Source organism: Streptomyces sp. 11-1-2 (assembly GCF_003595545.1).
Lineage (GTDB): Bacteria > Actinomycetota > Actinomycetes > Streptomycetales > Streptomycetaceae > Streptomyces > Streptomyces hygroscopicus_B.
Window position 1 is genome coordinate 1,760,370 of sequence record NZ_CP022545.1, and the last position, 22,274, is coordinate 1,782,643.

Genomic DNA, 22,274 nt, shown 5'->3' on the forward strand with positions numbered 1-22,274 from the left:
CCAAAAAGGGACATTCGAGGCGGGCGGGGAGGCGGGCCGGGGCTCAGTCCCGCAGGTGGTCGACCTCGCGCATCTTGTTCGTGGCGTCGAGCGCGGCGACCTTGTAGGACTCGGCGAAGGTCGGATAGTTGAACACCGCGTCCACCAGATAGTCGACGGTGCCGCCGCAGCCCATCACGGCCTGGCCGATATGGATCAGCTCGGTGGCGCCGGTGCCGAAGCAGTGCACCCCGAGCAGCCGCCGGTCCTCGGGGGAGACCAGCAGTTTCAGCATGCCGTGCGCATCGCCGACGATCTGGCCCCGGGCCAGCTCGCGATAGCGCGACACCCCGACCTCGAAGGGCACCTTCTCGTCCGTGAGCTGGTCCTCGGTGCGGCCGATGAAGCTGATCTCCGGGATGCTGTAGATCCCGATCGGCTGCAGATGGTGTATCGGGTTCACCGGCTCCTCGCAGGCGTGGTACGCCGCGCTGCGCCCCTGTTCCATGGAGGTCGCGGCCAGGGCCGGGAAGCCGATCACATCGCCGACGGCGTAGATGTGCGGTACGGCGGTGCGGTAGTGCTCGTCCACCGCTATCCGGCCCCGCCGGTCGGCGGTGAGCCCCGCCTTGTCGAGGTCCAGCCCGTCGGTGAGCCCCTGGCGCCCGGCGGAGTACATCACCGCGTCGGCGGGGATCTTCTTCCCGCTCTCCAGGACGGCCAGGGCGCCCCGCGCATGGCGCTCGACGGCCGCCACGGTCTCGCCGAAGCGGAAGGTGACGGCCAGGTCGCGCAGCCGGTACTTCAGCGCCTCGACGATCTCGACGTCGCAGAAGTCCAGCATCCCCTCGCGCTGCTCGACCACGGTGACCTTGCTGCCCAGGGCGGCGAACATGGAGGCGTACTCGATGCCGATCACCCCGGCGCCCACGATGACCATGGAGCGCGGCACCCGCTCCATGTTGAGGACGCTGTCGGAGTCCATGATCGTCTGCTCGTCGAACTCCACGCTCGCGGGGCGGGCCGGGCGGGTGCCGGTGGCGATCACGATATGCCGCGCGGTCAGCAGCTGTTCCTGACCGGCCGCGTCCGTGACGGCGACGGTGTGGTCGTCCACGAACCGCCCGGTGCCCGGGAACAGCGCGACCCGGTTGCGGGACAGCTGGTTGCGGACGACGTCCATCTCACGGCCGACCACATGCTGGGTCCGGGCCGTCAGGTCGGCGATGGTGATGTCGTCCTTGAGCCGGTAGCTCTGGCCGTACAGATCCCGCTGGGTCAGTCCGGTGAGATAGAGCACCGCCTCGCGCAGGGTCTTCGACGGAACGGTTCCGGTGTGGAGGGAGACCCCGCCCACCATCTCCTTCCGGTCGACGACGGCCACCCGGCGACCGAGTTTGGCGGCTGCGATGGCAGCTTTCTGGCCGCCCGGTCCGGACCCAATCACAAGCATGTCAAAGTCGGTCACGGACCGAGTCTGGCATCGGATGACGCCCCGCTGGAAGAGCGAATCGCCGGTCAACCGCCCCGGGCGTCACCAGACTTGGGGCGCCCTACTCGGCGTGGGGCCACAGACGGCCGTGCGCGTCCCGGGCCAGCGAGGTCACGGAGGCCAGCAGAACGAGGGCGACCAGCCCGGTCGGCAGGGCGGGCGCGGCCCGCGCGGCATGCGCCACCAGCAGCCCTCCGGCCGCGGCGCCCACCAAAAGGGCTCCCAGCAGCGCCATGCTGAGCCTCCCCACGGTGCCGCTGCGTGCCACGTCGACCAGCAGCCCGGTCAGGACGCCGGTGAGATAGGTGGTGGAGAAGCCGGGCGGCCCGACGGCCCGCACCAGACCGCTCTGCCCGCCCATCGCGAGCGCGGCCACCGCGAGCAGCCCCAGCTGCCGACCGCCGGAGGGGTGGCCTCCGGCGGCGGCCCACACCGCCCAGAGCCCGCCGAGCGCGAGCAGTTCCACCGTGAGCGCGCAGCGGGCGCGCCAGGCGGGCCGGGGGCCGCGGACGATCCGGCCGCTGAGCAGCGCACCCACGATGTATCCGGCTATGGCGACCGCGGTGTCCCGGGCCAGCGTCGCGTCCAGGAAGGCGGTCGACATGCCGAGCAGGGAGAGGTTGGCGGTCATGACGCTGGTGAAGACCCCGCCCAGCGCCAGAAAGCTGATCGCGTCCATCGCCCCGGTCGCCACGGTCAGCGCGACGGCGGCCGCCACTCCCCCGGAAGCGGCGGCCCGGCCCGGGCGCCGTCGCTTCGGCGGGGGGTCGGTGTCGCTCTCATCGGCCATCGGCACTCCTCCGGCCACCTCGGGTGCCCCGGGCGGCGCACCGGAAACAACGGCCCTGGGAGCGCCGGGGGCGTCAGGAGCCGGCCGGGGTGGCGGCTGCCCGCCGCTCGCGGTGTTTCGCGGCCTTGGCGCTGTTGCCGCACAGCCGCATGGAGCACCACCGGCGCCGTCCGCTCGGCGTGTGGTCGAGGTAGACCATCGTGCACAGCGAGGCGTCGCACACCCGGAGCGCCGCGCGCCGCTCCGGGTCTCCGAGCACCGCGATGAGGTCGCGGACGACGACCGACTGCAGCTCCCGCCCGGACAGGGGGCGATCGGCGCCGTCGACCCCGACGCCGGTGCCGGCGGCTATCAGCAGCGGCTGCGGCGGGGCGGGGCGCGCCCGGTCGTTGAGCAGCGCCACGGACACGGCCGACGGGGGCCGGCCGTAAACCACCGCCGCCACCACGTCGTACGCCGCCTCGCGCAGCGTCCACAGCTCGGTGAGGAGCTCATCGGTGACGGCCTCGTCGTGCGGCCGCAGCCCGACGCCGTCGCACCACTCCCGCAGCCGGTCGAGGGTGCCGAGGCGCTCGACCGGGGCGCTGGTGCGCCGCCCCAGGGTCGCGACGAGATTCAGGGCGAGGCTGCCTGCGTCGAAGCGCAGTGCCCGCAGCCGGGCGGTCACCCGCGGCCGTGGGACCGGCTCCGTCGAGGAATCCATCCGCATATAGTAACCGTCCGAAGGGTTACCAAGCGGCTGAGGGTGAGGACACATCATGCGGATCGCGGTCATCGGCGCGGGTGGCGTCGGCGGATACTTCGGCGCGCGGCTCGCCGCGGCGGGTGACGATGTCACCTTCGTGGCCCGGGGCCGCCATCTCGCGGCGATCCGGGAGAAGGGGCTGACGGTGCGCAGCCCGCTGGGCGATCTGCGGGTGCCGTCCGAGGCGGTGGTGCCGGCCGTCTCCGACCTGGAGGCCCCGGACCTCGTCATGGTGGCGGTGAAGCTGTGGGACACCGAGGACGTCGCCCGGCAGCTGGCGCCCCTCGCCGAAGGCGGCGCCGCCGTCGTGTCGTTCCAGAACGGGGTCCAGAAGGACACGGTGCTGCGCCGCCATCTGCCGGCCGGGTCCGTCCTCGGCGGGGTCGGCTATATCTCGGCGTTCATCGAGGAGCCCGGGGTGGTGGTGCACAACGGCACACTGCGGCGGCTGGTGTTCGGCGAGTACGACCGTACGGAGTCCCCGCGCGCCCGCGCTTTCCTCGACCGCGCCGTGGCGGCCGGTATCGACGCCGAGATCAGCGCGGACATCGAGCGCACCATCTGGGAGAAGTTCGTCTTCCTGGTGGGCCTTTCCGGGACGACGTCGGCGGTGCGGCAGCCGATCGGGGTGGTCCGCGGGGATCCCGGGTCGCGGACCCTGCTGCATGAGGTGATGCACGAGGTGGTCGCCGTGGGACGGGCCAAGGGAGTGGCCCTGGACCCCGGTTTCGCCGACGACCGGCTCGCCTTCTGCGACACGCTGCCCGCCGCGATGACGTCCTCCATGCACAACGACCTGCTGCGCGGCAACCGGCTCGAACTCGGCTGGCTCAGCGGGGCGGTGGCCGACCTCGGCGCCGAGCTGGGCGTCGCGACGCCGCGCAACCGGGCCATCGCCGACATCCTCTCCCCGTACGCCCTGGGCGACCCGGCCGCGAGCGGCGGCGCGGATGTCAGCGCAGCAGGGGCAGCTTCCCGATGAGCTTGCTCACCCTGTTCCGCGGGCCGACGAGGCTGAGCGCGAGATAGTCGAGGTCCTCCGTCTTGGTACCGGCCAGGCTGTCGAGGTACTCGTCGTAGACCCGTGACGTCTGGGCCTGCCCGGGCATGTCGACGAGGAACAGGTCGTCCTTCCCGGCGGCCTTCGCGCGCAGCTCGCGCAGCGTGTCCGGGCCGGCGACCAGGATCGAGCAGCCGGCCCACGGCAGCCCCGGGTGGCCGGCGCCGGACCCGTCCCTGCCGTCCGGCCCCAGCAGCTCCGGCATCGCCCGGCCGACGGCTGCGGCCATGCAGGCGGCGGCGTTCACCGCCCGGCCCGCCGGCAGTTCCTCGGCCACGACGATCACCCACTTCAGCTTCGCCTGCCGGGTGGACTGATCGGTGCGGACATCCTCGTCGGTCAGCTGGGGAACGGACACGAGCGGCACTCCTTGTCGATGGCTAATGTGGTGGATGTGGTGGACGGTACCCATCCATCCGAGCCGCGGCACGGCCCGCCGAATTTCCTCAGGCAAAGGAGCGCATTCGTGGAACTTGATGCACTCGACCGCGCTCTTCTGCGGGAGCTGCAGAACGATGCACGCCAGACCAATCGCGAGCTGGCCCAGCGGACGGGGGTCTCGCCGTCGACCTCCCTGGAGCGGGTCCGGGCGCTGCGGGAGCGCGGCATCATCAGCGGCTATCACGCCGCCGTCGACCTGGAGGCGGTCGGCCGCCCGGTCCAGGCACTGATCTCGGTGCGGATCCGCCCGCCGTCCCGGCCGGTCATCGAGGGCTTCCGCGAATGGGCCGCCCAGCTACCGGAGACCATCGGTCTGTTCGTCACCTCCGGCGCCCATGACTTCCTCATCCATGTGGCGGTGCCGGACACCAATGGGCTGTACGCGTTCGTCATCGACCGCCTCACCGAGCGCCGCGAGGTGGCGGATGTGCAGAGCACGATGGTCTACGAACACGCCCAGTCGCGCTGTATCGACCCCGCCCCCACCGAGCGCCCGGCGCCCTCCCGCCGGAGGCGGTAGCGGGCCGGGGAGGGGACGGGATGGGATGGGATGGGTCAGTGGTGCGGGGTGTCGCCGAAGGCCGTCACGGTCAGGAACCGTATGGGCAGGGTGATCAGCTTCTCCGGGCCGTGCGGTGCCTCGCCGTCGAACTGGAGGGCGTCACCGGCCCCGAGCGTGTAGCTGGACTTGCCGTGGCCGTAGACCATGACGCCCTCGAGCATGTAGATCAGCTCGGTGCCGCCGTGCTGGAAGAGCGGGAAGACCTCGCTGGACTCGGTGAGGGTGACCTCCAGCGCCTCCATCCGCTGATTGCTGCCGCGCAGGGCGCCGAGCAGGGCGTACTCATGGCCGATCCGGGTGCCGCGGCGCGCAATGCGGGCGCCGTGGCCGGCCGGGACGAAGACCGCCTCGCGCTCGTCGTCCATCCCGCGGAAGAGCGCGGTGACCGGCACGCCCAGGCCGCGCGCGAGCCGGGAGAGGGTGGTGAGGCTGCAGGCCGTCTGGGCGTTCTCGATCTTGGACAGCATGGCCTTCGATATGCCCACCCGCTGGGCCATCCCACCGACCGACGCCCCGGCCGCCTGCCGGTACTCCCGCGCCCGGACCGCGATGATCCGCTCCAGCGCCTTGTCGTCGTCCCCCGCGTCTGCCGCCATCCACCGCATCCTAGGCCCTGTCCGGCGGATCTTCGCGGGCCCGCCACGCCTGGCACGGCGCCCCCAGCTACCGCTGGGAGGTGCCCCCGGCCGCGTTGTCGGGATCGTCCGAGTACGACCCGGTACGAGGACGACCCTCCGCCTTGCGATGCTCCTCCAGCTACCGCTGGGAGGTGCCCCCTGCACCAGACGCCGCGGGCCCCGCGGCGGCAGCCGCTGATGTCACAGGCCCGAAGATCCACCGGACAGGGCCTAGTACTGCAGCAGCGTTTCGCTATCTGGCCTGGTCAGGGGTGTCGTCCGGAGTGTAGTGGGCTGGTGGTGTGTCAGGGGCGGTCTTGCCGGAGTGCCCCTCCAACGAGTGGAGTCGTCGCCGGTAGTGGCAGTGGCGGGCGACGAGCTGGCGCCTGCGGCGCCAGCGTGACCAGTTCAGCATGTGCGCGCGAAGCGACCGGTCGGGTCGGCGGTTCCCGGTGAGGCGAGGCGCCAGGAGCCGCCGGACTTCTGCCACGGTGAGCGGAGCCAGGGGGCCGGAAGCGTTTCTGCACCCCCCTTTGCTCCCGCGTCGGCCGCCATGACCGCGAGGTAGGCATGGGCAAGCATGGCCAGGGTGATGTGCCGGTACCAGCCGATGTAACGGCGGACCTCGTACTGGTCCAGGCCGCACTCGTTCTTCGCGGCCTGGAAGCACTCCTCGATCTGCCGGCGCATCCCGGCGATCCGCACCAGGTCGGCCACCGCGGCCTCCCGTGGGGCGTAGGCGAGGAAATACGCGATCTCCTCGGGCTTGCTGGGATTGCGGCGGGCCAGTGCCCACCGCCGACGGACGGGAACATCGCCCTGGTAGTCGAACTCGGCCACCGTGGGCAATTCCAGTGCCGCCCAGTGGTAGAGCCGCGGCCCCTTGGCCCCGTCGCCGCACGAGATCGGCTCCCATGCCTCCACGGGAGCCTGAGCGAAGAGGTGGTCGATGCGCGGGCCGAAGACCTGCTGGGACTTGGGCACTGCGAGCACATAGCCGAGACCGGACTGCTCCAGCAGACGGCGGAAGCGTCCCTCTTGCCCATGGGCGGCGTCCGCGGCCACCCAGGCGAGGGGGAGATCGGAGGCCAGGGCACGCAGTACGAGGCGCTTGGCCAGCTCTCCCTTGGTGGCGAAGCCGCGTTCGTCGGGGACTTTCGCCGCCCGGCAGCGCTCGCGGTCGTCCGTCCACGACCTGGGCAAGTACAGCTCCCGGTCCACCAACGCCCGTCCGGTGCTGGTGGCGTAGGCGGCGAAGACACCGATCTGGCAGTTCTCGGTGCGGCCGGCGGTGCCGGAGTATTGGCGCTGCACTCCGGCCGAGGTGGTGCCCTTCTTGATGAAGCCGGTGTCATCGATGACGAGCACCCCGCCGTCATCGCCGAGGTGCCTGGCGACATATGACTGCAGGTCGTCGCGGACGTCGGCGGCGTTCCAGGTTGCTCCATTCAGCAACCGCTGGAGGCCATCGGGGGTGCGATGCCCGGCGAACTCGGCCAGTTGCCAGCCGTTCTTGCGGCCGACAGGGGCGAGCAGGCCCCGCACATAGTCCCGCATCCGGCGCCGCAGGTCGGCACGGCCAAACCGGTGGCCGATGCAGAGGAAGAGGTCGTCGAGTTCTCGTTCCCAGGCCGCGTCCGCATGTTCGTCGATCACGTTGGGAGGCTGTCCGTATCACAGCCCGGCCATTTCCCCGATCCACTCGTTGGAGGAGCGGTCCGGCAAGACCGCCCCTGACACACCACCAGCCCACTACACTCCGGACGACACCCCTGACCAGGCCAGATAGCGAAACGCTGCTGGAGTACTAGGCCCTGTCCGGTGGATCTTCGCGCCTGTGACATCAGCGGCTGCCGCCGCGGGGCCCGCGGCGTCTGGTGCAGGGGGCACCTCCCAGCGGTAGCTGGGGGCGCCGTGCCAGGCGTCGCGGGCCCGCGAAGATCCGCCGGACAGGGCCTGGCGCGCGATCAGCGGTCAGTCATTGCGTGTCCACGACCCCAGCACCATCAGCGTCCTGGTCCCGGTGACCTGTCCGACCCGGCGCAGGGCGTCGATGACCTGCTGCAGATGCTCGATATCCCGCACCCGGACGTTCACCAGGGCGTCGGGGTCGCCGGCGATGGTGAAGACGGCCTGCACCTCGGGGACCGTGTAGGCGGTACGGACGATCTCCCCGACCGGGGTCGTACCGGTGTAGGACAGCTCCACGAACGCCTCGATGCCCCAGCCGAGCTTGGTGTGGTCGATCTGCACGGTGAAGCCCTTGATCACCCCGCTGTCCTTGAGCCGGTCCACGCGGCGTTTGACCGCGGCCACCGACAGCCCCACCTCGGGTGCCATCTCGGAAAAGGTGCGCCGTCCGTCCTCGCGCAGCATGCGCAGCAACTGGCGGTCCACGTCGTCGAACTCGGGCATCGCCACTCCGTTCCGCGACCCGCGTACACCGCACATCCGCGCAAATTCTTTTCGTCCACCCGGCCACTCGCCGCTTCAGTTTGCGTCTTCTGGGCGATCAACCGCAACTTACTTGTGCTCGCCCGGAGGGTGTTGCTGTCCTAGGCCCGGACCCATGAACGTCGAAGACCTCGCCCCGTTCGTACCCCAGGAGCGCCCTTCATGCCTGTCGACCGTCTGCTTCCCACCCGCGAGGCGGAGGATCTGCTCGACCTCGTCCGCGAGATCGCCGACAAGGAGCTGGCCCCCCGCGTCGAGGAGCACGAGCGCACCGAGAGCTATCCCGAGGGGCTGTTCCGCCTGCTGGGCGAGACCGGGCTGCTGGGTCTGCCCTACCCGGAGGAGTTCGGCGGAGGCGGCCAGCCCTATGAGGTCTACCTCCAGGTCCTCGAAGAGCTGGCCGCCCGCTGGGCCGCCGTCGCCATCGCGACCAGCGTCCACACCCTCGCTGCCTTCCCCCTCCTGACGTTCGGCACCTCCGACCAGCGCGGGCGCTGGGCGGAGGACATCCTCAGCGGCCGTCTCATCGGTGGCTACAGCCTGTCCGAGCCGCAGGCCGGGTCCGACGCGGCGGCCCTGACCTGCCGCGCCGACAAGGCCCCCGACGGCTATCGGATCACCGGCGCCAAGGCGTGGATCACCCACGGCGGCAAGGCGGACTTCTACGCCCTGTTCGCCCGCACCGGTCCGGGCGGCGACGGCATCTCCTGCTTCTTCGCGCCCGGACACACCGACGGCCTCACCTTCGGCCGGCCCGAGGACAAGATGGGCCTGCACGCCATCCCCACCACCTCGGCCTTCTGGGACGACGCGCTGCTCGCCACCGACCGGCTCATCGGCGCCGAGGGCCAGGGACTCCAGATCGCCTTCAGCGCCCTGGATTCCGGCCGGCTGGGCGTCGCCGCCTGCGCCACCGGGCTGGCCCAGGCCGCGCTGGACGCCGCGACCGCCTACGCCCACGAACGCACCACCTTCGGCCGCAGAATCATCGACCACCAAGGGCTCGGCTTCCTGCTGGCCGATATGGCCGCCGCCGTCGACTCCGCGCGCGCCACCTACGTGGACGCCGCCCGCCGCCGTGACCGCGGACGCCCGTACACCCGCCAGGCGAGCGTCGCCAAGCTGACGGCGACCGACGCCGCCATGAAGGTCACCACGGACGCCGTCCAGGTCTTCGGCGGCTATGGATACACCCGCGACTTCCCCGTGGAGCGCTATATGCGCGAAGCGAAGATCATGCAGATCTTCGAGGGCACCAACCAGATCCAGCGGCTGATCATCAGCCGCCAGCTCGCCCACTGACCCGCCCCGGCCTCAACTACCAGGGCACGGTCTGGCCCTGGTAGTTGAGGTACCGCAGGCCCGGTTCGCCGCTGTGGCGGTCGATCGTGTCCACCACGCCCGGGATGGACTGGTCGATGGTCAGCGGCGCCTCCGGTCCGCCGAGTTCGGTGCGGACATGGCCGGGGCACATGAGCAGCAGCGTGTGCGCGGCGTCGGCGTAGCGGGCGGCGTAGCTGCGCATCAGCTGGTTCAGGGCGGACTTGCTGGCGCGGTAGACGTCCTGACCGCCCCTGGTGTTGAAGCCGACGCTGCCCTGGCGCGAGGACATGACGCCGATGGTCCCGGTCGGCGCGACCAGCGAGCGGAGGGACTCGACCACGCGCATCGGGCTGAGCGCGTTGGTGACCATGACCTCGACGAACATCTCGGTCGGCACGTCGCCGATCGGAATGTTGCCCCGGGTGATACCGGCGTTCACGAACAGCAGGTCGAGCGTGCGCTCCGCCAGACGCTCGCGCAGCGCGGCGATCTGCTCCGGCGCCGTCATGTCCAGCGACTCGACGGTGACCCGTCCGCCGGACGCCTCGGCCAGGTCGTGGAGGCCGGTGCGCCGATCGCCCCGGACGGTCCCGATGACGTTCCAGCCGCGGTGCGCGTACTCGGTGGCGAGGGCGAGTCCGAGAGTGCGGGACGCCCCGACGATGAGAGCGGTCTTGGCGCTCATGCCTGAACCTCCGGCTTGAGGACCTGCTCGCACCACTCGCGGAAGGTCGTGGGGCTGGTGATCCGAGGGGTGCGCGGCACGCCGTCGTCGAGGCCGTTGTTCTTGGAGTACGCCATGTTGACGTAGCCCTCCACGAGCGCGTCCCCGAGACCGCGTCCGGCGAGTCCGGCGTGGAAGTCCTCGAGCGACTGGGGCTCGTAGCGGACCGGGCGGCCGAGCACGTCGGACATGATGCGCGCCATGTCGTTCGCCGAAAGGTCCTCGGGGCCCAGCACCGGGACCTCGCCCGTCCCCGTCCACGAGCGGTCGAGCAGCAGGCCGGCGGCGACCGCGGCGATGTCCCGGGTGGCGGCCGTCGGCGCTGTGCGGTCGGGGGCGGCGGTGTCGGTGTACACACCGGCGTCGCGGATCGAAGCGAGCTGCCGCAGCAGGTTGTCCATGAAGGACGGGCAGGCGAGCGCCCGGTAGGCCACGCCGGTGCCCGCGATGAGGTCGTCCATGGCCAGCGACGCCGTCACATGGCCGGCGCGGCCGGCGACGGGGGTGCCGCGGCCCAGCGCCGAGACGCCGACGACGTGTCCGACTCCGCGGGCCGTGAACGCCTTCGCGGCGGCGTGGGTGAACCCGGAGTACGCGGCGTCCAGGCTCGGTGCCCGCGGGTCCGGCGGGACCAGCCAGAAGACGGCGTCCGCGCCGGCGAAGGCCCGGTCGACGACCTCGGCGTCGCCGTGCGAGCCGATGACGACGTCGACGCGGGCACGGACCGCGTCGGGGAGCCTCGCGGGGTCGCGCACGATGACCCGCAGCTCTTCGCCGCGATCGGGGGCCTCGTTGAGCAGGATGTCCAGGAGCCGGCCGCCGATCTGGCCGGTGGGAGCGGTGATGACGATCATGCTTTGAGTCTCGGGGCGGCCACCTGCGGGCGTCCAATACCCTTCCCGGCGATTGATACCTTCAGGGCATGGATCTCGATCTGCGCAAGCTCCGCTACTTCGTCGCGGTGGCCGAGCACCGGCACTTCGGCCGGGCGGCGGAACAGCTCTACATAGCCCAGCCGGTCCTCAGCCGCCAGATCAGGGCCTTCGAGCAGGAAATGGAGTGCACTCTGCTCGTCCGGACCACCCGCAGCGTGGAGCTGACCGATGCCGGGAAGCGGCTCTACGAGGAGGCACAGCGGATCCTCGCGACCGTCGCGTCGGCGGTGCGGAGCGTGCACGACGTGGATCGGGGCGTCCAGCGGCTCGTGGTGGCCTTCTGCTCCGGGCTGCATGTGTCGGAGGCGATCCGGGCGTTCTCATCGCGCCACCCGGACGTCGAGACCGACGTCGTCCCGGTGCGCTGGTGGGAGCAGGACGCGCCGCTCCGGGACGGCCGGGCCCAAGTCGCCTACCTGCGGCGGCCGTTCGACCACTCGGACTTGCGCATCATCCCCATCGGTCACGAGACCAGGGTGGCCTGTATGCCCGCGACGCATCCGCTGGCCTTCCGTCAGGAGCTCACCTACGCCGACCTCGACGGTGAGCGGATGCTCGACGCGCCGACGCGACGGACGTCGTCGCTCGAAGAGAAGTTCGAGCTCATCGCCTCCGGGCAGGGCATCGCGCTCGTCCCGCTGAGCGTCGCGCGGTCCTACTCCCGCCCCGACCTCGTCCACCTCCCCGTCACGGACGCCCCGTCGGTCGAGACCTGCCTGGCCGTCCTCGCGGACCGGCGGGAGAAGGTGCTGCGCGACTTCCTGGAAATCGCCACCGCGACGCTGCGGGCCACCTGAGCGACCGGCGGACAGGTCCGTGGGCTACGGCAGACGAGGCGGCGCGCGACCCGGATCGGCGTCCTGCGGGAGCGATCGCGCGAGCGGCGGGTACCTTGGCACGCATCGACGGGAACACGGGGGACATCATGGCCGCGACGACATCGGTACGCAGGGCGCGAAGGCTACGAGCGCGTCGGCCGGGAGTGGGTCTTGGGCTGGCGGTACTGACCGCTGTGGCCGTGGCCGGCTGCGGTGGCTCGGACGAGACCGACGGGGCGCCCTCGCGCGATGACCAGCCGTCGGCGTCCCGTTCCGCGCCGCCCTCGAAAAGCCCGTCCGGCGGTCGCAGCGCCTCGGCGAAACCCTCCGTGTCGGCGGCGGACGGGCGTGATGTCGCCGCCTGTGCGGACGGCAACTGCGAGATCGCGGTGTCCGGTCCGGTGACGGTCCGGTTCACGAGCCCGGCCGGTCCGGCGACGCTGACGGTGACCGAGATCGGGCCGAACAAGGTCGAGTACACGGTGAAGTCGGGCAATGGCCGGTCCCAGGGCGGGGCGAGCGGTCCGGGCCAGGGGTGCATCACCGTGCTGCGCGACCACGGCCGCAGCAACTCGTGCGGCAGGGTGGACACCATGCGGCCGGCCGCTCAGCCCGGCGCCGTGGTGATCCAGATGGCGGCCGGCGAGGACGGCACGGCGATCCTGCACATCGTGTCCAGGTGACCGGCCCCGGGGGTCAGTTCTCCGTCGGCGGGCTTCCGGGGGAACGGGAGTGGCGGATGCCCGCCTCGTAGGTCTCCTTGAGGTGCTGGAGCGTGTCGTCGAAGTGGCGCGCCGCGTAGGTGGCGTAGAGGATGTCGATCAGCAGGAGCTGGCCCCATTTGGAGGTGACGGACTCCCCGTACAGCCCCTCCCCCGTGACGTTCGAGGTGAACAGCGGTACGTCGCTGAGCTCCGCCAGCGGGCTGTCCTGGGCCGAGGTGATGCCGATCGAGGTGGCTCCGGTCTGCCGGGCGAGCCGCATGGCGTCCACGATCGCGGTGGACTTGCCGGAGTCGCTGATGCCGATCAGCACATCCCGCGGCGTCAGGATGGTGGCCAGCATGACCTGCACGCTCTGGTCGCGGTAGAGCAGACACTTCTTGCCCGCCCGGGTGAACCGCATGACCCCCTCCTCCGCGGCGATGCTGGAGGAGCCCATGCAGCAGAACACCACCGCGTCCGCGTCGTGCAGCAGGTCGACGGCGCGGCTGATGGCGTCGCCGCTGACCTGCTTGGCGGTCTGTGCCAGCGTCTGGCGGCTGCTGCGCTCGATCTTGCCCACGATGGCAGGGGGCTCGTCGCCGCGGAGGATGCCCTCGTAGACGAACTCCTCGTCCCGGCCCGCGCCGGCCCGCCGGGTGGCGAAGGTGGCCTCGGCGAGGCTGAGGCGGAGCGAGTGATAGCTGTCCATGCGCAGCTCGCGGACGAACCGGGAGACCGTCGACTCGGCCACTCCACAGGCCGAGGCGAGCTGCGAAATGGTCATCGACTGCGCCTGCTGGGGGTGGGCCAGCAGATACTCGCCGATCTGGCGCAGCGCGCCCGGTAGGTAGGGCAGCTTGCTGGTGATGAGGTGCAGCACATTGCCGGCCTCATCCGCCGGGACAGCCATGACTCGCTCCGTGGTCTCAGGAAGGGGGGTTAAGTACCCGTAGCAGATTCTCCACGGCCGCGCGGGTGGCGCGCTCCACACTCTCCCCGGTGTACCCCCCGATATGGGGTGTGGTGATCACCTGCGGATGACGCAGCAGCTCCTGGGGCGCGGGCGGCTCCTGGTCGTACACATCGGTGGCGTACCCGATGAGCCTGCCCCCGGCGAGGGCCTCGAGGACCGCGCCGTCGTCGACCAGGCTCGAGCGGGCGGTGTTGACCAGATGGGCACCGGGCCGCATGGCCGCGATGGCGCCCTTGTCGATCAGTGGCCGCTCCGCGGGCGGACAGTGCAGGGTCACCGCGTCCGAGCGGGCGAGCAGGTCCTCCAGCGTGGTGTACGAGAAGTCCCCGGCGGGGGTGAACTCCGGGTCGGGGAACGCGTCGAAGGCGCGTACGGACATGCCGAGCCCGAGTCCGAGCCGGACGACCCGGCGGCCGATCTGCCCGCACCCCACGACGCCGAGGGTGCGTCCCACCACTTCCCGGCCCTCGATCCGCTGCCATCTCCCGGCCTTGAGGGCCGCGTCCTGCGGTGGGATGCGGCGCAGCCCGGCGAGCAGGAGGGCGATGGCGAGTTCGGCGACGCCCTGGGCGTTGGCTCCGGCGGCGGTCTCGACGGCCACCCCCTGCTCGGCGGCGGCGGTCAGGTCGACGGAGTCGACTCCGACCCCGTTGCGGCTGATGACCTTGAGTACGGGGGCCGCGGCCAGCACCTCGCGGGTGATGGGCTCGACCCCGGCGAGATAGCCGACGCACGCGGGCAGGAACCGCAGCTGTTCCTCCCGGGTGGGCTGGCGCCCGGGGGTGGGGAAGACCACGTCGTAGCCCGCCGCCTCCAGGGCGGCCAGCGCGGGGTGACCGCCCTGGGACAGCGAGCGGGGCGTCACGGCGATCCGGGCCGTCACTGGGCCCACTTCGGGTTGTCCACGACCGCCGGGGCGCCGTCGCGCTCCACCACGATCTTGCGGAAGCCCTTGGACTCGATGGTGCCGTAGTCGTGTCCGGCGTGGCCGGGGAAGGCGAAGAAGGTGATCAGCGGCTCGTCGGGCGAGGTGTTGATGGAGCGGTGGGCATACCGGCCGGGGACGTAGACGCCCTTGCCGGGGGTGAACTCCTCCCACTGCACATCGCCCTCGGGGTTCTCCATCATCATCAGGCCCCGGCCGCGCAGGCAGTAGTAGATCTCGGCGGTGTCGAGCACGGAGTGGAAGTGGCCCTTGGTCATGAAGTACTCGTCGCCGACCTTGCCCGGGTAGGTGATGCTGGTGCCGTAGGCCACCTCGCCCGGGCTCTGGGGGACGCCCATGTCGAAGAACTCGTAGACCAGGACGTCCTCTTCGGCCAGGCGCCGCGCGGCCTCCTGGTCGGCGTACATCCCGGCCATGGCGGAGATGCGGCGCTGGAGCGGCTTCTTGCTCTGGGAGAGTCCGGTGACGAGGCTGAAGTCGGTGACGACGGCCGGGCGGGGGGCGGTGGCGCTCATGCGTTCTCCTTGGTGACGTCGCGGGCGATGCGGGACAGCCGCTCGAAGGTGGGGCCGTGGGTGGGGATGTCGAGGTGGAAGACCTCGGCCATGACGCGGGTCCAGCCGTGGATGAAGTACAGCCAGCCGTCGACCACGTTCAGCTCGCGGGCGCCCTGCTGGGCCCGTGCCTGGTCCAGGAAGACCAGGTCGCCGCGGTAGTTGAAGTCCCAGGCGATACCGTCCTGGGGGAACTGGGCGGCGTCGGTGAGCGGGGATCCGGGCCGGTCCTTGCCGAGTCCGGTCGCGTTGACCACGACGGAGCCGGGAGCGAGTGTCCGCAGCTGGGCGTCGTTGTCGCGCGGCTCGGGGGCGAGCTGGTAGTCGATGGGGATGGTGAAGCCGAGGCGTTCGTGGACGGTGCGCATCTCGCGCAGCCGGGCCTCGCGGCGGCCCGTGACCACGATGCGGGAGGGGACGTCGCCACCGGCGGCCGCGCGGTTGTGCAGGTACAGGGTGAGGGCGAGGGCGGAGCCGCCCGCCCCGAGCAGCAGCAGTTCGCCCCCGGTGCGGGACCAGTAGCCGTCGGGCACGATGGCCTCCAGGGCAAGGCCGCTGGTGAGGGGGTCCATGGCATGGCCCCACAGCTGGTCACCGCGCTTGGAGATGCTGCTGACCTCGTCCAGCAGCTCGGTTTCGTGGCCGACGCCGTCGAACAGGCCGTGGGCGGCCTTGTAGAGGTTGAGCTTGTGGGTGGTGACCAGCGCGCCCAGCGAGTGCGGGTCGTGCTTGATGAAGTCGACGACCTCCCGGTAGTGGCCGGGGGTGTCGTCCAGCGGAAGGTCGATGCCCTCGATGACGGCGTCGAGGTTCAGCTCGCGCGCCCAGGCCGGAAAGACCTTCATGATGGACGACTTGGTGGTGGTGACGCCGATGAAGTACATCGTCGGGCGGGCGGCGGGATACGTCCGCGGCATGTGGGTTTCTCCTTCTGCGGAGCCGTGCGGTGGTACGGGCCGGATGGGCGGCCGGGTCAGTGCTCCTCCCAGTCCCGGGCGCAGCCCACCGCCTTCTGCCAGCCCGCGTAGAGCCGGTCGGCCCGGGCGCGGTCCATCGCGCAGTCGAAGCGGCGCTCGAGCCGGAAGGTGTCGGTCAGCTCGGCCCGGTCCGTCCAGAACCCGGTGGCCAGGCCGGCGAGAAAGGCCGCGCCGCGGGCCGAGGACTCGATGACGGTGGGGCGCAGTACGGGGACGTCGAGGATGTCGGCCTGGAACTGCATGAGGAAGTTGTTGGCGGTGGCTCCGCCATCGACCTTGATCTCCCGGGTGGAGATGCCCGAGTCGGCCTCCATGCAGGTGATGACGTCGCGGATCTGGTAGGCGATGGACTCCAGCGTGGCGCGGATGACGTGCTTGCGGCTGGCGCCGCGGGTCAGGCCGAGGATGGCGCCGCGGGCGTACTGGTCCCAGTACGGGGCGGCGAGCCCGACGAAGGCCGGTACGACATAGACGCCGTTGGTGTCGGGAACGTCCCGGGCGGCGTACTCGGTGTCCTCGGCGTCGTAGACGATCTGCAGCTCGTCGCGCAGCCACTGGATGGAGGCGGCGGCCACGAAGATCAGACCTTCCAGTGCGTACTCCACACCGCCGTCGACGCCCCAGGCGATGGTGGTCAGCATGCCGCTGTCGCTGAAGACGGGGCCCTCGCCGGTGTTGAGGACCAGTGAGGCCCCGGTGCCGTACGTGGCCTTCACCGTGCCCACCTCGAAGCACGCCTGGCCGAACAGCGCGCCCTGCTGGTCGCCGACGGCCGAGGCGACCGGGATCCGGGCGCCGAGCAGCACCGACTCATCGGTGTGGCCGTAGACCTCGCTGGTGGGGCGCACCTCGGGCAGGATCGCGCGGGGGATGTCGAGCTCGTCGAGCAGCCGCTGGTCCCAGTCGAGACGGGTGATGTCGAACAGCATGGTGCGCGAGGCGTTGGTGTAGTCGGTGACGTGCGCGGCGCCGCCGGTGAGGTTCCAGATCAGCCAGCTGTCGACGGTGCCGAAGGCGAGCTCGCCGCGGTCGGCGCGCTGCCGTGCGCCGGGGACGTTGTCGAGGATCCACTTCACCTTGGTGCCGGAGAAGTAGGCGTCGATGATCAGCCCGGTGGTCCGCTTGACGTGCTCCTCCAGGCCGCGGGCCTTGAGCTCCTCGCACAGCGCGGCGGTGCGGCGGTCCTGCCACACGATCGCGTGGTGGATGGGCTCTCCGGTGGCACGGTCCCAGATCACCACCGTCTCGCGCTGGTTGGTGACGCCGATCGCGGCGATGTCCTCGGCGCCGCATTCGGCCTGGGCCAGCACCTGCTTGGCGACGGTGACCTGGGTGTTCCAGATGTCGAGCGGGTTGTGCTCGACCCAGCCGGGCTGCGGATAGATCTGGGGGAACTCCTGGCTGGCGACCGCGGCGATGTCGCCCGCCTTGTCGAAGAGGATGGCCCGGATGCTGGTGGTACCGGCGTCGAGGGCCATGACGTAGCGGTGGGTCATGGAGTCACCTGCCTTCCCCCGGAGCCACGGGGCGTGTCGTGGTGGCGTGGGGGTCGCCGTCGAACGCGACCATGGCCTTCATTCCGGCCCCGGAGGCCGCGTAGCCGAAGGCGTCGTGGATCTTCTCCAGGGGGAACACCTCACTGATCAGCGGTGACAGATCGACGCGGCGCTCGCCGACCAGCCGCAGACAACGGCCGTAGTCGCCGTTGGTCGAGCCGGTCGTCCCGGTCAGGGTGAGGCCCTTGTAGTGCACGGCGTTGGTGTCGAGCGGGATGGTCCGCGCGGCGCCGAGGCCGGCGAAGTAGTTGAGCCGGCCGTGCGGGGCGAGCAACTCCGCCGCCTGCGCCTGCACCTGGGGATCGGACACGGCCGTGATGACCACGTCCGCGCCCCGGCCGTCGGTGTGCTCGCGGACGACCTCGGCCAGGTCCTGTTCGCGGACCCCGACGCACACATCGGCGCCGAGCCGGGCGGCGAGGTCCAGCCGGGGGCGGCTGCGGTTGGAGATGATCACCTTGCGGGCCCCGGCGAGCTTGCCGAGCAGCACATGGAACGCGCCGATGGGACCCGCGCCGGTGATGACCACGACGTCCTCGGGGCCCACCCGGAGCCCGCGCTGCCCGCTGTAGCAGCAGGAGAACGGTTCCACCAGGGCCGCCTCCGCGTACGAGACACCATCGGGGATCTCGAAGACGTTGCCGCGCTGGACGGCGAAGCCGGGCACCCGAAGCAGCTCCTGGAAGCCGCCGTCGATGCTGATGCCGAACGCCTCGTAGTCAGGGCACATGTTGTTGTAGCCGTGGCGGCACATGTCGCAGCGGCCACAGCCCACGTTCGGGGTGACGGTGACCCGCATGCCCGGGTGGAACGCGGACACCCGCGGCCCGGCCGCCACCACGTCCCCCGCCACCTCGTGGCCCAGCACCCGGCGCTGCCCGTCCGGGATCTTGAAGTGGCCGTGCTTGAAGATGCGCAGGTCGGTGCCGCAGATGGAGGCCGCCCGGACCCGCACCAACAGGTCGTCGCCGACGACGGTGGGCTCGGGCACGTCCTCGACCGCCAGCTCCCCGGGTCGGCGCAGAACGGCGGCCTTCATGCGACACCTCCCACGACACCGGGCCGGATGAGCTCGGCCTGGGCCTGGTCGGCGACCGCGAAGACGACCTTGTTGTACCAGGTGCGGCGCTCCAGCATGTCGGCGAACATCGCCGGTGCCTCCTCCAGGCTCGGGGTGTGGCTGATGAGTGGCGCCACCTTCAGATCGCGGCCCAGATGGTGGACCACCATGTCCCATTCGCTGCGTCCGGCCGGGGTGATCCTGGAGTTCCAGGTGCCGTAGACACGCAGCTCACGGCGGAGGATGGAGGAGACCAGGGCGCGGGGCAGGGTCAGATCGCCGGACAGGTCGCCGAGCAGCATGACCTGGCCGAGCGGGGCCGCCGCGGTGATGGCCTGGATGAGGGTGGCGGACAGACCGCTCGCCTCCACCGCGCAGTCCACGCCCCGGCCGCCGGTCAGCTCACGGACCGCGTCCACCGTGTCACCCGCGGACGCGTCGATGACCGGGAAGCCGAGACCGGCCATGACCGCGCGCTTGCGCTCGTCGACATCGGCCACGTACACCTCGCTGGCGCCCAGGATGCGAAGCCATTGGGCGGCCAGCGCGCCGATGGGTCCGGCGCCGATCACCAGCGCGGTGGCATGGGCGGGCAGCTGGAACTTCAGCATGGCGTGCAGGGCGACCGCGGCGGGCTCCACCATGGCGGCGTGGACCAGCGGCACATCCCGCGCCACCGGCACCAGATTGGCCTCGGGCACCTGGAGGAACTCCGCCATCGCACCATCGCGCCGCGACCCGTAGTAGTCGTAGCCGGTGCTTACGGCGTACTCGCCGATCTGGGTCATCGGGTCGGCCGGGTCGGGCAGAAGGGGGAAGACCGCGGCGCGGTCCCCGGGACGGAAGCGGCTTCCCTCCGGCGCCTCCTCGACCACGGCGGAGAACTCGTGGCCCAGGACGAGCGGATAGTGATACGCCTTCTCGCGGCCGTATCTCAGCACGTCCGAGCCGCACACGCCGACACCGCCGACGCGGACGAGGACGGAACGGTCGCCCACGGGAGCGGGGGCAGGGACGTCGGTGAGGGTGAGGACGCCCTTCGATTGCAGTACTGCTGCTTTCATCGCTCGTCCGCCTCAGACTTCCATGCCGTAGCGGTGTGCCTTGTGCGTCGGGTAGAGCGCGATCTGGGGGATGGTGACGTCGGGCGTGCGCGTGGCCACGTAGAGGGAGACCTCGGCGACGTTGTCGACGTCGATGCAGCTGGCGTGGATGCCCTCGGCGAGTTCCTTGTCGTCCAGCCAGCCGTCGAGGTAGGCGGGGATGTCGCCGTCGTACAGGCCCTTGTCGATGATCTCGGTCATCGGGGTCTTGACGTGGGACGGGTTGATCACCGTCACACCGATGTTCTTCTCCTTGCCCTCAAGGAGAATGTTCTTGCTGAATCCCATCATCCCGTGCTTGGAGGCGCGGTAGGGGCTGTGGCCGGGGCCGGAGGCCAACCGGGCCGAGGACGACCCCATATTGATGATGCGCCCGCCGGTGGGCTGCTGCTCCATGATGCGGAACGCCTCGCGGCAGCACAGGAAGACCGCGGTCAGATTGGGGCCGATGGTCTTGTTCCACTCCTCCAGCGTCACCTCGGTCACCGGGGGTGAAAGAGAGTCGCGGCCCGCGCTGTTGACGAGCAGATCGACCTGCCCCCACTCGTCCACGGCGGTCCGGAAGAAGCTCTGGACCTGGTCTTCCTCGGTGACGTCGGCTTCGACGCCCACGCAGCTGCCGCCCTGGGACTGGATGGAGGTGACGACCTGCTGGAGTCGTTTGCCGTCGGTGTCGACCAGGAGGACCTTGGCCCGGTTGGCCGCGAAGATCCGGCCGACGGCCTCGCCGATGCCGGAGGCGCCACCGGTGATGATGGCGACCTTGCCCTCAAGCGCCGTGCCGGGAGCGGGTTCATAGGTGGTGGTCATGCTGTCCCTTTGGGGTGTGGTGGGTGGGTGTTCCATTCCGCGCGCTTCGAGGGGGCGCGGCGGAGTGTGGCTTTAAGGGGTGGCCTCGGCCGCGATCTCGACCGCGCGGCGGGCGTTGCGCCCGATGGCCTCGTAGTCGCCCTCGGCCAGCAGCGCCGTACTGGCGATCCAGGTGCCGCCGCAGGCGGCCACGTGCGGTCGGCTCAGATAGTCGGGGAGGTTGTCCGGTGTCAGGCCGCCCGTGGGCATGAACGCCATCCCGTCGTACGGAGCCGCCATGGCGTCCAGCAGCCGCAGTCCGCCCGACGCCTCGGCCGGGAAGTACTTCACCAGGGGCAGTCCCCTGGCCAGGGCTGCCTCGATGCCGGTGGGGCTGTTGATGCCGGGGACGACGGGGATCTCCCGCTCCAGGCAGTGGTCCACGACGTCCGGGCTGAAGCCGGGCGCGACCACGAACTGGGCTCCCGCGTCGATGGCGTGGTCCGCGGTCGCGCGGTCCAGGACCGTACCGGCGCCGACCAGCAGCCCGGGGTGGCGGGCGCGCAGCGTGGCGATCCCGTCCCGGGCGGCCGGGCTGCGGAAGGTGATCTCGGCGACCGGCAGCCCCGCTCCGAGCAGTGTCTCGCCGAGCGGGTCGGCGTGGCGTACGTGGGGCAGGGTGACGACCGGGACGACCCGGACGCGGCGCAGTTCGCCGAGGAGTTCGCTGGGGTTCATCGGTCCTCTTTCGCGGTGGTGTCGCCCGGGGTGAGAACGTAGGCGTCGCCCACCCGCGGCACGGTCCAGGACAGTGGCGTGGCGTGGCGCGTGACACGGCGCCGCAGTTCGTCGCGGGCGTCCTCGGGGTCGACGGTGTTGAAGTCGAACAGACCGAAGTGGTGGCAGAGCAGCTGCGGGATCCCGGCCGCCTCGCACAGCTCGGCCGCTTCCCGGACGGTGAAGTTGCCGGGGACGCCGTTGTCGGTGCGGTGGCGGTCGCGCCCGTTGACGGGCAGCAGCGCCACATCGGCGCGGAGTGTGCGGAGCAGTTCGGCCTGTCCGTCGTAGGGGACGCAGTCGCCGGAGTGGTAGACGCGGACAGCGCCGACCGTGAGCACGTATCCGAGGAAGCGGTGGTCTCCCCTCTCGTCCTGTTCGAGCCGTTCATGGGCGGCGGGGACCGGTTCGACGGTGATGCCGTCCCCCAGTTCCACGCGCTCGCCCGCGGTGGTGCCGGTCAGGCGGCTCGCCGGAACGCCACGCTCCAGGGCCCGTTCCCGCTCGGCGCGCGGGACGACGAAGCGCGGATCGTTGTGCGGGAGCAGGGCGCGGATGGTGCCCGGGTCCATGTGGTCCGTGTGTCCGTGGGTGCACAGCACCGCGTCGACCCCGCGGATGGCCTCCGGCGCCACCGGGACGGGGTGCATCCGGCGGTGCGGGAAGAGCGTGCCGCGGTGCTTCTCGGCGAGGGTGTCCGAGAGGTACGGGTCGATCAGGATCAGCCTGCCGTGGTGGCGCAGGGCGAATCCGGCCTGGCCGAGCCACCACAGCGTCACCTCGTCGGGCCCGGCCTCCTCGGGGGCGGCGAAGGTGCCGGTGAGGGGGGTGCCGGAGACACGGCGCACGGCGGGCCGGATGACGTTCATGCGTGCTCCCGATACGTAAGGGTGTG

At 71.0% G+C, this 22,274-nt stretch carries 24 protein-coding genes; 5 read left to right on the forward strand and 19 right to left on the reverse strand.

The window, feature by feature from the left end; all coding sequences use genetic code 11:
* Nucleotides 1-43: 43 nt before the first annotated feature.
* The 3 genes from sthA to CGL27_RS06920 all read right to left on the reverse strand — a co-directional run bounded on the left by sthA (nt 44) and on the right by CGL27_RS06920 (nt 2,964).
* Nucleotides 44-1,447, reverse strand: coding sequence for a Si-specific NAD(P)(+) transhydrogenase (gene sthA, locus CGL27_RS06910; protein WP_078638981.1), 1,404 nt, complete (start codon nt 1,445-1,447; stop codon nt 44-46).
* Between the two features lie 85 nt (nt 1,448-1,532).
* Nucleotides 1,533-2,261: a YoaK family protein gene (locus CGL27_RS06915; protein ID WP_119985301.1), complete on the reverse strand. Its 729-nt coding sequence runs from the start codon at nt 2,259-2,261 to the stop codon at nt 1,533-1,535.
* 73 nt (nt 2,262-2,334) lie between these two features.
* On the reverse strand, nt 2,335-2,964 hold the full coding sequence (locus tag CGL27_RS06920) for a CGNR zinc finger domain-containing protein (RefSeq protein ID WP_119994273.1): 630 nt from the start codon (nt 2,962-2,964) through the stop codon (nt 2,335-2,337).
* Nucleotides 2,965-3,019: 55 nt separating this feature from the next.
* On the opposite strand from CGL27_RS06920, the gene CGL27_RS06925 reads away from it, so the two are divergent.
* Nucleotides 3,020-3,988 (forward strand): ketopantoate reductase family protein, encoded by a 969-nt coding sequence (locus tag CGL27_RS06925; protein WP_119985303.1) that lies wholly within the window; start codon nt 3,020-3,022, stop codon nt 3,986-3,988.
* Here CGL27_RS06925 and CGL27_RS06930 read toward each other — a convergent pair.
* Nucleotides 3,960-4,424 carry a DUF2000 domain-containing protein gene (locus tag CGL27_RS06930; RefSeq protein ID WP_119985305.1) on the reverse strand — a complete coding sequence of 155 codons (465 nt, stop codon included), beginning with the start codon at nt 4,422-4,424 and terminating at the stop codon, nt 3,960-3,962. The two genes, CGL27_RS06925 and CGL27_RS06930, sit on opposite strands and share 29 nt — an antisense overlap.
* Before the next feature lie 108 nt (nt 4,425-4,532).
* Here CGL27_RS06930 and CGL27_RS06935 point away from each other — a divergent pair, with 108 nt between their 5' ends.
* Nucleotides 4,533-5,027, forward strand: coding sequence for an Lrp/AsnC family transcriptional regulator (locus CGL27_RS06935; protein ID WP_119985307.1), 495 nt, complete (start codon nt 4,533-4,535; stop codon nt 5,025-5,027).
* Between the two features lie 35 nt (nt 5,028-5,062).
* On the opposite strand, the gene CGL27_RS06940 is transcribed toward CGL27_RS06935, so the two are convergent.
* The 3 genes from CGL27_RS06940 to CGL27_RS06950 all read right to left on the reverse strand — a co-directional run bounded on the left by CGL27_RS06940 (nt 5,063) and on the right by CGL27_RS06950 (nt 8,101).
* Nucleotides 5,063-5,665: an XRE family transcriptional regulator gene (locus tag CGL27_RS06940; protein ID WP_119985309.1), complete on the reverse strand. Its 603-nt coding sequence runs from the start codon at nt 5,663-5,665 to the stop codon at nt 5,063-5,065.
* A gap of 429 nt (nt 5,666-6,094) precedes the next feature.
* Nucleotides 6,095-7,282 carry an IS701 family transposase gene (locus tag CGL27_RS06945; RefSeq protein WP_119994274.1) on the reverse strand — a complete coding sequence of 396 codons (1,188 nt, stop codon included), beginning with the start codon at nt 7,280-7,282 and terminating at the stop codon, nt 6,095-6,097.
* Between the two features lie 378 nt (nt 7,283-7,660).
* Nucleotides 7,661-8,101: an Lrp/AsnC family transcriptional regulator gene (locus CGL27_RS06950; protein ID WP_078645399.1), complete on the reverse strand. Its 441-nt coding sequence runs from the start codon at nt 8,099-8,101 to the stop codon at nt 7,661-7,663.
* 201 nt (nt 8,102-8,302) lie between these two features.
* Here CGL27_RS06950 and CGL27_RS06955 point away from each other — a divergent pair, with 201 nt between their 5' ends.
* Nucleotides 8,303-9,442, forward strand: a complete 1,140-nt coding sequence (locus tag CGL27_RS06955) for an acyl-CoA dehydrogenase family protein (protein ID WP_119985311.1) — start codon at nt 8,303-8,305, stop codon at nt 9,440-9,442.
* 16 nt (nt 9,443-9,458) lie between these two features.
* Here the strand turns inward: CGL27_RS06955 and CGL27_RS06960 are convergent, their stop codons facing one another.
* The gene (locus CGL27_RS06960) at nt 9,459-10,148 is read right to left on the reverse strand and encodes an SDR family NAD(P)-dependent oxidoreductase (protein ID WP_014058996.1); all 690 of its coding nucleotides are present in this window, start codon (nt 10,146-10,148) and stop codon (nt 9,459-9,461) included.
* On the reverse strand, nt 10,145-11,041 hold the full coding sequence (locus CGL27_RS06965; protein ID WP_119985313.1) for an NAD(P)H-binding protein: 897 nt from the start codon (nt 11,039-11,041) through the stop codon (nt 10,145-10,147). Before CGL27_RS06965 ends, CGL27_RS06960 begins: the two co-directional genes overlap by 4 nt.
* 68 nt (nt 11,042-11,109) lie before the next feature.
* Between CGL27_RS06965 and CGL27_RS06970 the strand changes: the two genes are divergently transcribed.
* Nucleotides 11,110-11,919 carry a LysR family transcriptional regulator gene (locus CGL27_RS06970; protein WP_119985314.1) on the forward strand — a complete coding sequence of 270 codons (810 nt, stop codon included), beginning with the start codon at nt 11,110-11,112 and terminating at the stop codon, nt 11,917-11,919.
* A gap of 350 nt (nt 11,920-12,269) precedes the next feature.
* Nucleotides 12,270-12,623 carry a hypothetical protein gene (locus CGL27_RS51570; protein ID WP_240450381.1) on the forward strand — a complete coding sequence of 118 codons (354 nt, stop codon included), beginning with the start codon at nt 12,270-12,272 and terminating at the stop codon, nt 12,621-12,623.
* Between the two features lie 13 nt (nt 12,624-12,636).
* Here the strand turns inward: CGL27_RS51570 and CGL27_RS06980 are convergent, their stop codons facing one another.
* From CGL27_RS06980 to CGL27_RS07025, 10 genes are all read right to left on the reverse strand, one after another.
* Complete coding sequence (locus tag CGL27_RS06980) at nt 12,637-13,554, reverse strand: MurR/RpiR family transcriptional regulator (RefSeq protein WP_119985316.1); 918 nt, start codon at nt 13,552-13,554, stop codon at nt 12,637-12,639.
* A 16-nt stretch (nt 13,555-13,570) separates the two neighbouring features.
* A complete protein-coding gene (locus tag CGL27_RS06985; RefSeq protein WP_205587631.1) occupies nt 13,571-14,509 on the reverse strand; it encodes a phosphoglycerate dehydrogenase in 939 nt (312 codons plus the stop codon).
* Nucleotides 14,497-15,078: a glucose-6-phosphate isomerase gene (locus CGL27_RS06990; RefSeq protein ID WP_078645388.1), complete on the reverse strand. Its 582-nt coding sequence runs from the start codon at nt 15,076-15,078 to the stop codon at nt 14,497-14,499. The genes CGL27_RS06985 and CGL27_RS06990 overlap by 13 nt, the downstream gene beginning before the upstream one ends.
* Entirely contained in the window at nt 15,075-16,034 is a 960-nt protein-coding gene (locus tag CGL27_RS06995; RefSeq protein WP_119985320.1) for a shikimate dehydrogenase, read from the reverse strand. Before CGL27_RS06995 ends, CGL27_RS06990 begins: the two co-directional genes overlap by 4 nt.
* Nucleotides 16,035-16,090: 56 nt before the next feature.
* Entirely contained in the window at nt 16,091-17,590 is a 1,500-nt protein-coding gene (glpK, locus tag CGL27_RS07000) for a glycerol kinase GlpK (protein WP_078645385.1), read from the reverse strand.
* Nucleotides 17,591-17,594: 4 nt separating this feature from the next.
* Nucleotides 17,595-18,689, reverse strand: coding sequence for a zinc-dependent dehydrogenase (locus CGL27_RS07005; protein WP_078645383.1), 1,095 nt, complete (start codon nt 18,687-18,689; stop codon nt 17,595-17,597).
* On the reverse strand, nt 18,686-19,774 hold the full coding sequence (locus CGL27_RS07010) for a galactitol-1-phosphate 5-dehydrogenase (protein ID WP_119985322.1): 1,089 nt from the start codon (nt 19,772-19,774) through the stop codon (nt 18,686-18,688). Before CGL27_RS07010 ends, CGL27_RS07005 begins: the two co-directional genes overlap by 4 nt.
* A gap of 12 nt (nt 19,775-19,786) precedes the next feature.
* Nucleotides 19,787-20,623, reverse strand: coding sequence for an SDR family oxidoreductase (locus tag CGL27_RS07015; protein ID WP_119985324.1), 837 nt, complete (start codon nt 20,621-20,623; stop codon nt 19,787-19,789).
* Nucleotides 20,624-20,695: 72 nt separating this feature from the next.
* Complete coding sequence (gene eda / locus CGL27_RS07020) at nt 20,696-21,340, reverse strand: bifunctional 4-hydroxy-2-oxoglutarate aldolase/2-dehydro-3-deoxy-phosphogluconate aldolase (protein ID WP_078645378.1); 645 nt, start codon at nt 21,338-21,340, stop codon at nt 20,696-20,698.
* Nucleotides 21,337-22,248, reverse strand: coding sequence for an MBL fold metallo-hydrolase (locus tag CGL27_RS07025; protein WP_119985326.1), 912 nt, complete (start codon nt 22,246-22,248; stop codon nt 21,337-21,339). Before CGL27_RS07025 ends, eda begins: the two co-directional genes overlap by 4 nt.
* Nucleotides 22,249-22,274 lie beyond the last annotated feature (26 nt).

Coding starts and splice junctions, on each gene's coding strand:
- CGL27_RS06920 (WP_119994273.1), bottom strand. CDS start 2,964: ATGGATTCCTCGACGGAGCCGGTCCCACGGCCGCGGGTGACCGCCCGG.
- CGL27_RS06960 (WP_014058996.1), bottom strand. CDS start 10,148: ATGAGCGCCAAGACCGCTCTCATCGTCGGGGCGTCCCGCACTCTCGGA.
- CGL27_RS06955 (WP_119985311.1), top strand. CDS start 8,303: ATGCCTGTCGACCGTCTGCTTCCCACCCGCGAGGCGGAGGATCTGCTC.
- eda (WP_078645378.1), bottom strand. CDS start 21,340: ATGAACCCCAGCGAACTCCTCGGCGAACTGCGCCGCGTCCGGGTCGTC.
- CGL27_RS06965 (WP_119985313.1), bottom strand. CDS start 11,041: ATGATCGTCATCACCGCTCCCACCGGCCAGATCGGCGGCCGGCTCCTG.
- CGL27_RS07015 (WP_119985324.1), bottom strand. CDS start 20,623: ATGACCACCACCTATGAACCCGCTCCCGGCACGGCGCTTGAGGGCAAG.
- CGL27_RS06950 (WP_078645399.1), bottom strand. CDS start 8,101: ATGCCCGAGTTCGACGACGTGGACCGCCAGTTGCTGCGCATGCTGCGC.
- CGL27_RS06915 (WP_119985301.1), bottom strand. CDS start 2,261: ATGGCCGATGAGAGCGACACCGACCCCCCGCCGAAGCGACGGCGCCCG.
- CGL27_RS06995 (WP_119985320.1), bottom strand. CDS start 16,034: ATGCCGCGGACGTATCCCGCCGCCCGCCCGACGATGTACTTCATCGGC.
- CGL27_RS06940 (WP_119985309.1), bottom strand. CDS start 5,665: ATGGCGGCAGACGCGGGGGACGACGACAAGGCGCTGGAGCGGATCATC.
- CGL27_RS06925 (WP_119985303.1), top strand. CDS start 3,020: ATGCGGATCGCGGTCATCGGCGCGGGTGGCGTCGGCGGATACTTCGGC.
- CGL27_RS06970 (WP_119985314.1), top strand. CDS start 11,110: ATGGATCTCGATCTGCGCAAGCTCCGCTACTTCGTCGCGGTGGCCGAG.
- CGL27_RS06980 (WP_119985316.1), bottom strand. CDS start 13,554: ATGGCTGTCCCGGCGGATGAGGCCGGCAATGTGCTGCACCTCATCACC.
- CGL27_RS07005 (WP_078645383.1), bottom strand. CDS start 18,689: ATGAAGGCCGCCGTTCTGCGCCGACCCGGGGAGCTGGCGGTCGAGGAC.
- CGL27_RS07010 (WP_119985322.1), bottom strand. CDS start 19,774: ATGAAAGCAGCAGTACTGCAATCGAAGGGCGTCCTCACCCTCACCGAC.
- CGL27_RS07025 (WP_119985326.1), bottom strand. CDS start 22,248: ATGAACGTCATCCGGCCCGCCGTGCGCCGTGTCTCCGGCACCCCCCTC.
- glpK (WP_078645385.1), bottom strand. CDS start 17,590: ATGACCCACCGCTACGTCATGGCCCTCGACGCCGGTACCACCAGCATC.
- CGL27_RS06990 (WP_078645388.1), bottom strand. CDS start 15,078: ATGAGCGCCACCGCCCCCCGCCCGGCCGTCGTCACCGACTTCAGCCTC.